Genomic DNA, 13168 nt, shown 5'->3' on the forward strand with positions numbered 1-13168 from the left:
AAATACACCAAAAGTAGAACGTATTAATACGAGAGTGTGATCCCTACAACATCGTTGTAGCTACCCGCTTTAACATTTTGGCCGCTTGGGATATACCCATAAACAGGCAGGTTTTGTTGGGAGCCGTTACCGACGTTGGTGACTGTGTCCGAACCGGAAGCATTGCCCCAGTTCTTGCTGCGAGCCGGATCCTGATACAGGGCGTAGCTTAGTGTGGCGTTGGAATCGCCGACCAGTTTGCGGTCGGTTGCGGTGGCGCCGGGTGCTGCGCCGGCGTCGAGACTGACGGTATAGCTGGTGCCGTTGGAGCAAACTACGCCGACTTGCGCCGACTGTTGTACTGCGGAAGAGTTGTAGTTACCAAATGGCAAAGCGGCGCTTTGCACGCTGCACGTCGAAGCGACGATAGCAGACACTGCCAGGTTTCCTGTCGATGTTGCAGCCTGACCCAGGCTACTCACACACAGTACTCCTGCCCCCAGTGCAAATACGATTTTTTGTTTTGTTTTCATTTGAATAAAATGCCGTTTGGTAACGTCAGATGTTTGAGGCTATTATAAAATAAATTCTAAGGAAAACCCTGACTTGACTTCCGGATTTGGTGTCTTGGTCGAGAAAATGTCAGAAGAAGGCCACATTTAGTGTTTGAATGAAAACATTTAATGCCATACGGGAAATTTTCCTGCGGAGAGAAATGCCAGAAAAACAAGCAGATTGGGCATTTTCCTCCATTAATATTGAAGAGTGATACGAAGTCGAATGTGGCTTGAGTACGGATGCCGTCAGGACAGAAGCTCGGACAATAAGAAAAACATAATATTCCGGGGCGCAGGACGAACACAGCGAACCACGCAACGAACATAACGAATAGAACAATCAGTTTTTGTAATTCGATTTTCAGCGAACAAGAAAATCAATGCAGGGCGCCGACGCCTCAGTACAGAGCGTCCCCGACAGACTGTTTAAGCTACATCGAGATTCCTCGTTACGATGCCGATATTAAACAAGAGAAAATCATCCATCGCGAATACCGGCGCCTTTTTCTTTTTCGCCATGCTGCTGTCGGTTGGCGTCACGGTAGTCTCTTATCGCAGCGTACGCAGTTTTGAAACGAGAGGGGTCGCAGTCCAGCATACGCATACGGTTCTGCAGCGTCTTGAGGAGACGCATTCGACCTTGCGCGATCTGGTTGCCAGCGCCCGCGGCTATGCGCTTTCCGGTCAGCACGACGATCTTCTCCGCTTCGAGACGGATCGTACGGCCTTGTTCGACATGCTGGGCGGCTTGCGCGCTCTGCAACTCGACGATCCGGCGCAACTGGAGCGACTCGCGCAGCTGAGCGAAAGCATTGCCAAACGCGTCGAGCTGGCGCGCACCTTGCTGGAAACCGACAAGGCTGCCCGGATCGACAATCTTCATGCGCATGGACGTGACCTGAGCGAAGATATCCGGTTGCAGTTCATGCAGCTCAAGGAGGCGGAAAATGCTTTGCTCGCGAAGCGCTCGATTGAGACGAAGAAAAGCATCGACTGGAGCATCGCCGCCATCGTCTGCGGCAGCATTGTCAGTCTGGTGCTGTTGCTGATGGTCTATCTGCGGCTCAAGCGTGAGATGCAACGCCGCAAGGTGGCGCAGATGAAAGAGCGTATCTATGCGGCGGAGCTAGCGGATCTCTATAATCACGCGCCGTGCGGCTACCATTCCATCGACGAAGAAAGCGGATTGATCGTGCAGATGAACGACACCGAATTGGCATGGCTTGGCTATACCCGCGAACAGGTGATCGGCAAGTTGAAGCAAGCCGATCTGCTCACGGCGGAGAGCGCCGAACGCTATCGTCTTGAGATCTGGCCGCGTTTCCGGCGTGACAAATCGATCAGCAACATCGATCTGGAGTATCGTCGCGCCGATGGCACACACTTTTCGGCATTGATGAGTGCCGGCACCGCGCAGCACCCTGAGAGCGGGCACATGGTCAGCCGCAATATGATCTACGACATCTCGGCGCGCAAGCAGACCGAGCGTGAAATTGAAGAGCTCAACGCCGACCTCAAACGGCAAGCCAAGCATCTGAGCGATATCAACAAGGAGTTGGAAAGCTTCTCATATTCAGTTTCGCATGATCTGCGCGCCCCGTTGCGCGCCATTTCCGGCTACGCCATGATGGTCGAAGAAGATTATGCCGAGGCGCTCGATGAAAAAGGACGGGAACTGCTGCAAGTCATCGGCCGAAACGTCAAGAAAATGGATGGGCTGATCAACGACCTGCTGCGATTGTCACGGTCAAGTACCGGCGAGCTGACGTTGGGCAGTGTTTCCATGCATGACATCGTCACGCAAACCGTCAAGAAATTACAGCGCGAATACGGCGGCGTCGAATTCGTCGTCGCCCCGATGGGCGACGTGACCGGCAACCGCGCCCTGATTGTCGAAGTATGGGAAAACCTGCTCGGCAATGCCGCCAAATTCAGCAGCAAAACAGCAGGGGCTGTCGTTAAAGTCGGCATGACAGAAACGCCGGAAGAAACGATCTATCAGGTGACCGACAATGGCGCCGGGTTTGACATGCGCTACGTACATAAACTTTTCGGCACGTTTCAACGCCTGCATAAACAGGAAGATTTCCCCGGCAGCGGTATCGGCCTGGCGCTGGTGCAGCGTATTGTGGTCAGGCACGGTGGCCGTGTCTGGGCCGAGAGCAAGCCGGGCGAAGAAACCAGTTTTTATTTTTCCCTGCCGAGAAAAGAATCAGAACTTGCATGAATTGACCGCCGGCGGCGCCGTTGCGCTGCGCCGGTGACGACTTTTTACGAAAGCCGAATTTATGAGCATCCCACTCCGGGTCTTGTTTGTCGAAGATATGGAAGAAGACGTGATCCTGATGGTTCGCGAACTCAAGCGCGGCGGTTTCGAGCCTACCTGGAAGCGGGTCGATACCGAACCTGACATGGAAGCTGCCATGCGCGACAAATGGGACATCGTCATCTCCGATTATTCGATGCCGATGTTCAGCGCAATGGATGCATTGAGCCTCGTCAAGCGGCAGAACGACCAGATTCCCTTCATCATCGTTTCCGGGGCCATCGGTGAGCAGACCGCGGTGGAAGTGATGAAGGCCGGTGCGCAGGATTACTTCCTCAAGAGCAGCATTGCGCGTCTGCCGATTGCTGTCGAACGCGAATTGCGCGATGCCCTGGTACGGCGCAAGCAACGCGCCAGTTCTGCCGCGTTGCGCGAGATGCAGGCGCGCTTCTACGCCTTCATGAATGCGGCGCCGATGCCGGCCTGGATCAAGGATGCCGAGCTGCGCTATTTGTACGTCAATCCGGCGCAGTCTACGTTCTTCGGCATGACGCCCAGCGACATGATCGGCCTGAGCGATTTTGACCTGATGTCCAGCGGCGCGGCGCAAAATGCCCAGGAACATGACCGCTTGGTGCTGGAGACCAAGCGCGAGATGCATACGCAGGAAACCGTCTTCGACGCCAACCATAATCCAAAGATCATGGACATGGTGCGTTTCCCCATCGGCAGCGACGGCAAAAGCCTGGCTGCCGGACTGGCGATGGACGTCACCGAACGCGTCAATTCCCAAAAAGAGCTGGAGCAGGCAATGGAACGCCAGAAGATGCTGGCCAGCCGCGTCATCGAAGTGCAGGAGCGCGAACGCCAGCATCTGGCGCGCGGACTGCACGACGATGTCGGCCAGTCGCTGACCGCCTTGAAGATCAATCTGGAAACCATCAAGAAGACCGGTTCACTGGAAGGGCCATCGCTGCAGAACGGCATCGACATCGTGGCTTCCGTGCTGTCACAGGTGCGTAGCCTGTCGCTGGATCTGCGGCCGCCGCAGCTCGACAATCTGGGCCTGATCGCGACCTTGCGCTCTTACGTTGAAAACAAGTCGACGCTGGCCAATGTAAAGGGCTGGTTTGAAAGTTCGCCGATATCGGTTGAACTGCATCACGACATCGAGAACACCTGCTTTCGCATCGTGCAGGAAGCCGTCACCAACATCCTGCGCCATGCCAAGGCTGAGAATATCTGGGTCAAGGTCAGCCAGCGCCAGGATCAGCTGAACGTAAGCATCCGCGACGACGGCAAAGGTTTCGACATCGAGACGGCGCGCAGCAATGCCATCTCCGGTACCAGTTTCGGATTATTGAATATGGAAGAGCGTGCCGTGCTGGTGGGCGGCACCATGGACATCGCCTCTGCGCCCGGAGAGGGCGTGGAGATCGTTTTGCAACTGCCTGTTACACCAGTCATGCGGAGGGTTTGAACATGTTGACACGAATTTTGCTGGCGGACGATCATGCACTGGTGCGCAGCGGCATTCGCTCGCTACTGACAGCGATGCCCGGGATTGAGGTGGTAGGCGAGGCCGACGATGGCAACGCCGCCATCGAGCTGACGGAAAAGCACAAGCCTGACGTTGTCGTGATGGATATCGCCATGAAAGGGATGAACGGATTGGAAGCGGTGCGGCGCCTGCGCGCCGATCACCCGACTATCAAATTTCTGATGCTGTCGATGTACGGCAGCGAAGAGTATGTGATGCAGGCGCTCAACGCCGGCGCCAACGGCTACCTGTTCAAGGATTCTGCGGCCTATGAACTGGAGAAGGCGCTTATCGAAGTCATCCACGGCCGGCAATATCTCGACTCGCACATTTCCAAGGAGGCGCTTGATCTTTACATGAAGAAAGTCGCGCAGGACGGCACGCCGGTAGAAGTCCTGACGCCGCGCCAGCGTGAAATCCTGCAACTGATTGCGGAGGGCAACAATACCAAGGAAATCGCCTACCGCCTCAACGTCAGCGCCAAAACCATCGAGACCCACCGCGCCCAATTGATGGAGCGTCTGGAGATCCGGGACGTTCCGGGCCTGGTACGTTATGCCATCCGCACCGGTCTGACGACCTCCGATAAATAAGGGTGAATGTCGGGAAAATCCTGATAGCGGCCGTTGTCGCTTATGCCATAATTAATTCGCCGACCTGATACTGCGAATGTAGTAGTTAGCCTGATACTAGCCTGACACATGCAGATAAATTCAACGTCGATCAAGGCTGCCACCGCGCCTGATCTGCCATAAGCAGGTCGTGTTGCAATGTGGTGCAGAAACTGATGATGTTTAGAGCCGCAAGAAAGTGATCTGCATATGGAGCAAATGGATATCATGCTGGTGGACGACAGCCCGGAAGTAGCCGAGCTGACACGCATTGCTTTGGAGACCAAAAAACTCTCCGACAAAATGACCTGGTTCAGCGATGCTGAAGAAGCCGCCGATTTCATGTTCGCCGACAACGGTTATGTCGACCGCAAGGACCTGCATCCGCGTCTGATTTTGCTGGATCTGCATCTGCCGCTGATGAGCGGTCACGATTTTCTCAAGATGCTGAAATCGAATGTTGCCACAGCGCACATTCCGGTGGTGATGTTCTCTTCGTCGGATGATCAGCGTGACATCGTACAAAGCTACCAGCTCGGCGCCAACGGTTATCTGATGAAGTCCGCCGATCCGCGCGAGTTCATTGGAACGGTTGCCGATGCCGGCATGTACTGGGTCACGCGGAATAAGCCGGTACGTTGAACGCTATGCGGAAATGCCGACGCTAATAAAAAATGCAGGCACGGGCCTGCATTTTTTATTGGGCCGCGGACCGGCATCAGGCGGGAAACTGGCGTAAGCCATCCAGATCGAGAATGGTGATGCTGCCGTAATCGACCTTCAGCAGGCCGGCTTTTTCCAGCACCTGCAATGCCTGGTTGGCGCGTTGGCGGGAGGCGCCGGAGAGGTTGCCGACTTCTTCCTGGGAAATCTGCAGCTCCAGTCCGATGCCGGGATTCAGATAAGGATTGAACAGCGCCGCCAGACAACGCGCCACGCGTGCATCGGGTTCCAGCATGCGATCGTATTCCACCAATGAAATGAACAGCGCCAGGCGTTCATTCAACTGCGTCACGAGAAAACGGTTGAACGGGATGCTGTTGTCGAGCAGCCAGAGGTAAGTCGCTTTCGGCATGTACAGCAACTCGCTGTCGCGCAGCGCCACCACGTCATATTTGCGCGGCTCGTCCTTGAGCAGCGAACCTTCTCCCAGCCAGCCGCCATTGGCCATGCCCGCGAAAGAAACGGTCTTGCCTTCCGGCGAAACGCTGCTCATCTTCAGCAGGCCTTCATGCACGCCTATCCAGTGCGTAACCGGGTCGCCTTTGTGGCACACGAATGCGCCGGCGGAAAACTTGCGGCTGAATACTTCTGCCTGGACGCGCGCCAATTGCTCAGTCGTCAGCGATTGCGCCCAGATGGTCTTGCCCAGCATGTCCTTAATCGATGTGTCTCTTGTCATTGGAATGAGTTCTATGATGCGTCGCAATATCAAAAGTTTGGCAATTGTTCTGCAATTGTCCGTGAGATGACAACCATGCCACTCAACTCACACTACTATCATCGCACAAAAGCAGCGCAATACCGGCTCGCTTACGAGGGCGGACAAGCAGAAAAACAGATGGCGCCCCAGTAAGTGCGACGTAAGCATCCCGGTTCAGACTGACTTGACACTAATAGAGACCCCAAACGCTTCGCGTGCAGGCCATACCCGGCGGCAACGAACGTTTATAAATAAAGGTGGGACGATGGTGGAGACAACACAACGTCCAGGAGCGCAGACATTTCCGCAGTTGCTCCTGATGCATGCACAAGCACGCCCGGATCGCCCGGCATTCCGGGAAAAGGATCTCGGCATCTGGCAAACCACAACGTGGGCGCAGGTTGCCGACGAGGTGAGAGCGTTTGCCTGCGGCCTGGCGGCACTCGGTTTCAAACGCGGCATGAGCCTGGCGATCATCGGCAACAATTGCCCGCGCTTGTATTGGGCAATGTCGGCCACGCAGTGCCTGGGCGGCATGCCGGTGCCGCTGTATCAGGACGCGCCGGCGGCCGACATGTCCTATGTGCTCAATGATGCGGAAATCGATTTCGTCGTCGCCGAAGATCAGGAGCAGGTCGATAAGGTCTTCGACATCAAACTGAATTTCTCCGAAGGCAGCGAACGTCCGACACATATCATCTATGACGATGAGCGCGGCATGCGCAATTATCGCCAGCCGGAACTGTCGTCGTTTGCCAGCGTGCAAGAACTGGGACGCGCCTACGACAAAGCCAATCCATCCTTCTTTATGGATCAGGTCAACGCGCTGACAACAGATGACATCGCCATCATTCTGTACACCTCCGGCACTACCGGTAAACCAAAAGGCGTCTGCCACTCACATGCTGCGATGATCGCTACGGCGACCACGCTGGTGGAGTTCGATCAGCTCAATGATCGCGACGATGTGCTGTGTTATCTGCCGCTGGCCTGGGTGGGCGACTTCCTGTACTCGTTCGCACAGACGCATGTCGCCGGCTTCTGCCTCAATTGTCCGGAGTCGCCGAGCACCGTCATGACGGACTTGCGCGAGATCGGTCCGACTTATTATTTCGCACCGCCGCGCATCTACGAAAACATCCTCACCCAAGTGATGATCCGCATCGAAGATGCCGGCTGGGTCAAGCGCAAGCTGTTCCACGGTTTCATGAAGATTGCACGCCGCGTGGGCATGCGTATTCTGGATAAGAAGCCGGATGTTTCGCTGGGCGACCGCCTGCTGTACGCGATCGGTCATCTGGTGATCTACGGTCCGCTGAAGAATGTGCTGGGGATGTCGCGCATCCGTGTGGCGTACACCGGGGGTGAAGCCATCGGTCCCGATCTGTTCGACTTTTATCGTTCGCTGGGCATCAACCTCAAGCAGCTGTACGGTATGACCGAGACCTGCGTGACGGTGTGCATGCAGCCATCGGGCGACGTCAAGCTCGATACCGTCGGCCGTCCGATGAAGGGCGTGGAGGTGCATATCGATGGTAACGGTGAAGTGCTGGTGCGTTCGCCGGGCTTGATGAAGTCTTACTTCAAGCGTCCCGATGCAACGGCCGAAGCGATTGATGAAAACGGCTATTTCCATACCGGCGACGCCGGCTTCTTCGATGCCGACGGCCACCTGAAAATCATCGATCGCGCCAAGGATGTCGGCAAGATGGCCTGCGGCACGATGTTTGCGCCCAAGTACATCGAGAACAAGCTGAAGTTCTTTCCCTTCATCAAAGAGGCGGTCGTCTTCGGCAACCAGCGCGAGCAGTGTACGGCCTTCATCAATATCGACATGGATGCCGTCGGCAACTGGGCCGAGCGCCGTAATCTTGCCTACAGTGGCTATACCGATCTGGCCGCGCACGCCAGCGTGTACCAACTGATCGCGGAGTGTGTCGAGAAGGTCAACGCCGATCTGGTGCAGGATCCTTTGCTGGCCGATTCGCAGGTCCATCGTTTCCTGATCCTGCACAAGGAACTCGATCCGGACGATGACGAACTGACGCGTACCCGCAAAGTACGGCGCGGTTTCATCGCCGAGAAATACAGCGTACTGATCGAAGCGCTCTACGCGGGCAAGCAGTCGCAGTACATTGAGACGCAGGTGAAATTCGAAGACGGCCGCCAGGGCATGATCGCGGCCGACCTGAAGATCGCCGACGTCAAGACGTTCGCCAACCTCAATCAAGCGGCATAGGCCTGCATGACCACCATGAAAAGACATATCACGGAAGAAATGCAGCCGATGGAACCGCTGCGACAGGATGCGCCGGCAACTGAGGACGGCGGCCGCAAGATCGGCGAAGTCGTGCTGGACTTGCAGAATATTTCGCTGTCCTTCGGCGGCGTCAAGGCGCTGACCGACATCTCGTTCAACGTGCGAGAACATGAGATTCGCGCCATCATCGGCCCCAACGGCGCCGGCAAGAGTTCGATGATCAACGTCATCAACGGCGTCTACCATCCGCAGAAAGGCAGCATCGTTTTCCGCGGCGAACAGCGCCACAGCATGCATCCCAGCAAAGTGGCGCGCCAGGGTATTGCGCGCACCTTTCAGAACATCGCGCTGTTCAAGGGCATGACTGTTCTCGACAACATCATGACCGGCCGCAATACCAAGATGCATTCCAGTTTTCTCGCCAATGCGATCTGGTGGGGCAAGGCGCGCAATGAAGAAATCCAGCATCGCCATAAAGTCGAAGAGGTGATCGACTTCCTCGAAATCCAGCACATCCGCAAGACGCCGGTGGGGCGCCTGCCGTACGGCCTGCAAAAACGCGTCGAGCTGGCGCGCGCACTGGCGGCTGAACCGAGCATGCTGTTGCTGGACGAACCGATGGCCGGCATGAACGTGGAAGAGAAGCAGGACATGTGCCGCTTCATCCTCGACGTCAACGAACAGTTCGGTACCACCATCGTGCTGATTGAGCATGACATGGGCGTAGTGATGGATATTTCCGACCGCGTGGTCGTACTCGACTACGGCAAGAAGATCGGCGACGGCACCCCGGATGAAGTGATGGCCAATCCGGAAGTGATCAAGGCCTATCTCGGTACATCACACTAATCCAGCGAACAGAACAAGCGGAGAACGCAGATGCAATTTTTCTTTGAAGTGACGCTCAGCGGTTTGCTGTCCGGCCTGATGTATTCACTGGTGGCGCTGGGCTTCGTGCTGATCTACAAGGCCTCGGGCGTCTTCAACTTTGCCCAGGGCGCAATGGTGTATTTCGCCGCGCTGGCCGTGGTGGGTCTGATGGACAAGGGCATGCCGATGTGGGCGGCCATCATCGGCTCGTTCGTGGTGATGATTCTGGTGGGACTGGCGACCGAGCGTTTCGTCTTGCGCAAGCTGGTCAATCAGCCTCCGATTACCTTGTTCATGGCGACCATCGGTCTGGCATTTTTCCTGGAAGGTCTGGGGCCGTTGCTGTTCGGCAGCGAAGTGCGCGCTATCAATCTGGGCATCGTCGACGAGCCGATCATGTCGATCATGGACAGCATCGGTATCGGCATCTCCAAGTTCGACTTGTTTGCCTCGGGCATGGTGATTGCGCTGGTGTCGCTGCTGGCCTTGTTCTTTCAACGTACCAAAGTCGGCCGCGCGTTGCGCGCTGTTGCCGACGATCATCAGGCGGCATTGTCGCTGGGCATCCCGCTGCAACATATCTGGGCGGTGGTGTGGGGCGTCGCCGGGTTTGTGGCGCTGGTGGCCGGTCTGCTGTGGGGTTCGCGCAATGGGGTGCAGTTTGCGCTGACGATGACGGCACTGAAGGCATTGCCGGTGCTGATCCTGGGCGGCTTTACCTCGATTCCGGGCGCGATTGTCGGCGGCCTGATCATCGGCGCGTCCGAGAAGCTGGCTGAGATCTATATCCCGCCCGTCTTACAGGATCTCTTCGGCGGCAACTTCGGCGGCATCGAAGGCTGGTTCCCTTACGTGTTCGCGCTGTTGTTCCTGCTGGTGCGTCCGGAGGGATTGTTCGGCGAGCGGCATATCGATCGGGTTTAAGGAATACGTAAATAACACCCTGGTCATTCCTGCGGACGCAGGAATCCAGCGTCGTTCTAAGCATTGGAGTGATTGGGTAAAACGGACACTGGGTCCCAGCGTGCGCTGGGACGACAGAGATAAAAATAAAGATGGTGAGACGCATCGCTGAGTTGATGACTGCGAGCGCCACATCTGGCGGAGACACAGGAGAAACACTATGCTTTATCGTGAGGCCGGGCAGTTCAAGACGTCGTACATTGCCGACAGCCAGATTTTCCCGATCCGGCAGGATCGTATCGGCATGGCGATACTGTTGGCGATCGCCTTTGTCGGTATCCCGCTGATCGGCAGCGAATATTGGTTCTCTGCGATTCTGATCCCGTTCCTGGTGTTTGCACTGGCGGCGCTGGGGCTGAATATCCTGACGGGTTATGCAGGCCAGCTGTCGCTTGGCTCTGCCGCCTTCATGGCCGTGGGCGCCTATGCCGCGTATAACTTCCAGCTGCGTATCGAGGGTATTCCCATCGTGCTGTCCTTTATCCTTGCCGGCGGCTGCGCTGCGTTGGTGGGTATCGTGTTCGGTCTGCCTTCGCTGCGCATCAAGGGTTTCTATCTGGCTGTGGCGACGTTGGCGGCGCAGTTCTTTGTGGTGTGGGCGCTGACTAAGTTTTCCTGGTTCTCCAACAACAGTTCGTCGGGCGTGATCAGCACGCAGAAGATCGATTTCTTCGGCATCGACATTAATTCGCCGGTGAAGAAATATCTGTTCGTGTTGGGCATCGTGTGCGTGATGGCGATGCTGGCGAAAAACCTGGTGCGCTCGTCGACGGGCCGCGCCTGGATGGCGGTGCGCGACATGGACGTGGCGGCGGAAGTGATCGGCATCCAGCTGATGCGCACCAAGCTGCTGGCGTTTGCTGTGAGCTCGTTTTTCTGCGGTGTGGCGGGTGCGCTGTATGCATTCTGCTATCTCGGTTCGGTGGAGCCGGACGGTTTCTCGCTGGACTTGTCGTTCCGTATCCTGTTCATGATCATCATCGGCGGCGTGGGCAGCATACTCGGCGCTTTCCTAGGATCGGCCTTCATTCTGCTGCTGCCGATTTTCCTCGATAACGTATTGCCGCCGCTGGCGTCTTTACTGCATCTTCCGTTCACCAATGCGACGGTCTCACACATCCAGCTCATGCTGTTCGGCGGGCTGATCATTTTCTTCCTGATTGTTGAGCCGCACGGGCTGGCGCGCCTGTGGCAGATTACCAAGGAGAAGCTGCGCCTGTGGCCGTTCCCGCACTAATGCACTTATGTACTGACCGCTTTGCAGAAGTAAAACGATGCGCACGCCACAAGTGCGCACATGGGTAAAACTACACAAGGAGACACGTATGAAAAATATCAAACAGCTGGTGCTTGCTGCGACCGTTGCCGCAAGCTTCCTGGTTCCGGCGCTGCCGGCGATGGCGCAGGCCAATGATCAGTTCATCGCGATCCCGAGCTATCGGGTCGGCCCTTACGGCACCAACGGCCAGTCGTATTACGGCGGCTATGTCGACTATCTCAATTACGTCAATCTCAAGGACGGCGGCGTCAACGGCGTCAAGCTGTCGTGGGAAGAGTGCGAAACCGAGTACAACAACGCCAAGGGCGTGGAGTGCTACGAGCGCATGAAGAACAAGAACACCGTCACCAAAGGCACCGCCATCAATCCGATGGCGACGGGCATTTCTTATGCGTTGATCGACAAGAGCGCAGAGGACAAGGTGCCGCTGCTGATGATCGGCTACGGCCGTACCGATGCGGTGGACGGTTCGGTGTTCCCTTACGCCTTCCCGCTGGTGACGACTTACCAGATGCAGGTGTCGGCCATCGTCAAATACCTGTCCACCAAAAACGGCGGATCGCTGGTTGGCAAGAAGATTGTGTTCCTGTATCACGATTCGGCTTACGGTAAGGAACCGATCGTTGCACTGGAAGCGGAAGCCAGTATCGGCAAATTCAAGCTGGTGGAAATTCCGGTTGCTCATCCAGGCAACGAGCAGGGGGCGCAATGGCTGAAGATCCGCCAGGAAAATCCCGACTATGTGATTTTCTGGGGCTGGGGCGTGATGAACCAGACCGCGCTGAAGGCGGCGCAAAAGGTCGGCTTTGCACGCGACAAGATCATCGGCTCGTGGTGGGCAGGCTCTGAGGAAGACACCATTCCTGCCGGCGATGCCGCCAAGGGCTATCTGAGCGCGACGTGGAACGTGGCCGGCAAGGGCGTGCCGCTGATTGCCGATATCGAGAAGGTGGTTTACGGCGCCGGCAAGGGCAATCTGCAGGACAAGAACAAGATCGGTTCGGTGCTTTACAACCGCGGCGTCTCTGCAGCGTTGGCGACCGTTGAGGCGGTACGCACCGCGCAAGCCAAGTTCGGCAAAAAGGTCATGAGCGGCGAAGACGTGCGCTGGGGTCTGGAAAACCTGAACATCACCAACGCTCGTCTGCAACAACTGGGCGCGACGGGTCTGCTGCCTGAGATCAAAACTTCCTGCGACAACCATGAGGGTTCGGGCAAGGTCAAGATCCAGCAATGGGATGGCAGTAAATGGGTGCTGGTGTCGGACTGGATCGAAGGCAACAAGAACCTGATCCACCCGCTGTTCAAGGCATCGGCTGCCAAGTATGCAAAAGAAAAGGGTATTACCCCAGCCTGCATGAAATAAGTTCAGGCCTTGGCGTCGGCGTGTTGATGTGTGTCGGGCGCGCCGACGCTTTTT

The 13168-nt window shown here is 56.4% G+C and carries 11 protein-coding genes; 9 read left to right on the forward strand and 2 right to left on the reverse strand.

The genetic code is table 11. The features are described 5' to 3' along the window. Positions 1 to 23: 23 nt before the first annotated feature. A complete protein-coding gene (locus AC1RN6_RS12485) occupies positions 24 to 461 on the reverse strand; it encodes a Csu type fimbrial protein (protein ID WP_493005676.1) in 438 nt (145 codons plus the stop codon). Positions 462 to 990: 529 nt separating this feature from the next. On the opposite strand from AC1RN6_RS12485, the gene AC1RN6_RS12490 reads away from it, so the two are divergent. The 4 genes from AC1RN6_RS12490 (at position 991) to AC1RN6_RS12505 (ending at position 5595) form a co-directional block, all read left to right on the forward strand. Continuing rightward, the gene (locus AC1RN6_RS12490; protein ID WP_493005677.1) at positions 991 to 2763 is read left to right on the forward strand and encodes a sensor histidine kinase; all 1773 of its coding nucleotides are present in this window, start codon (positions 991 to 993) and stop codon (positions 2761 to 2763) included. 61 nt (positions 2764 to 2824) lie between these two features. Further along, the gene (locus tag AC1RN6_RS12495) at positions 2825 to 4282 is read left to right on the forward strand and encodes a hybrid sensor histidine kinase/response regulator (protein ID WP_493005679.1); all 1458 of its coding nucleotides are present in this window, start codon (positions 2825 to 2827) and stop codon (positions 4280 to 4282) included. A gap of 2 nt (positions 4283 to 4284) precedes the next feature. Further along, positions 4285 to 4935 (forward strand): response regulator, encoded by a 651-nt coding sequence (locus tag AC1RN6_RS12500; RefSeq protein ID WP_050478831.1) that lies wholly within the window; start codon positions 4285 to 4287, stop codon positions 4933 to 4935. A 228-nt stretch (positions 4936 to 5163) separates the two neighbouring features. Next, a complete protein-coding gene (locus AC1RN6_RS12505) occupies positions 5164 to 5595 on the forward strand; it encodes a response regulator (RefSeq protein ID WP_493005681.1) in 432 nt (143 codons plus the stop codon). A 76-nt stretch (positions 5596 to 5671) separates the two neighbouring features. Here the strand turns inward: AC1RN6_RS12505 and AC1RN6_RS12510 are convergent, their stop codons facing one another. Continuing rightward, complete coding sequence (locus AC1RN6_RS12510; protein ID WP_493005897.1) at positions 5672 to 6328, reverse strand: Crp/Fnr family transcriptional regulator; 657 nt, start codon at positions 6326 to 6328, stop codon at positions 5672 to 5674. Between the two features lie 313 nt (positions 6329 to 6641). Between AC1RN6_RS12510 and AC1RN6_RS12515 the strand changes: the two genes are divergently transcribed. The 5 genes from AC1RN6_RS12515 (at position 6642) to AC1RN6_RS12535 (ending at position 13114) form a co-directional block, all read left to right on the forward strand. Next, positions 6642 to 8615: an AMP-dependent synthetase/ligase gene (locus tag AC1RN6_RS12515; protein ID WP_493005683.1), complete on the forward strand. Its 1974-nt coding sequence runs from the start codon at positions 6642 to 6644 to the stop codon at positions 8613 to 8615. 15 nt (positions 8616 to 8630) lie between these two features. After that, positions 8631 to 9485 carry an ABC transporter ATP-binding protein gene (locus tag AC1RN6_RS12520; RefSeq protein WP_493005684.1) on the forward strand — a complete coding sequence of 285 codons (855 nt, stop codon included), beginning with the start codon at positions 8631 to 8633 and terminating at the stop codon, positions 9483 to 9485. A gap of 30 nt (positions 9486 to 9515) precedes the next feature. Then, positions 9516 to 10430 (forward strand): branched-chain amino acid ABC transporter permease, encoded by a 915-nt coding sequence (locus tag AC1RN6_RS12525; protein WP_094563681.1) that lies wholly within the window; start codon positions 9516 to 9518, stop codon positions 10428 to 10430. Between the two features lie 199 nt (positions 10431 to 10629). Next, positions 10630 to 11706 (forward strand): branched-chain amino acid ABC transporter permease, encoded by a 1077-nt coding sequence (locus AC1RN6_RS12530; RefSeq protein ID WP_493005685.1) that lies wholly within the window; start codon positions 10630 to 10632, stop codon positions 11704 to 11706. 88 nt (positions 11707 to 11794) lie between these two features. Continuing rightward, the gene (locus tag AC1RN6_RS12535) at positions 11795 to 13114 is read left to right on the forward strand and encodes an ABC transporter substrate-binding protein (protein WP_493005687.1); all 1320 of its coding nucleotides are present in this window, start codon (positions 11795 to 11797) and stop codon (positions 13112 to 13114) included. Positions 13115 to 13168: the final 54 nt, after the last annotated feature.

Source organism: Herbaspirillum sp. GW822-FHT03A08 (genome assembly GCF_058801885.1).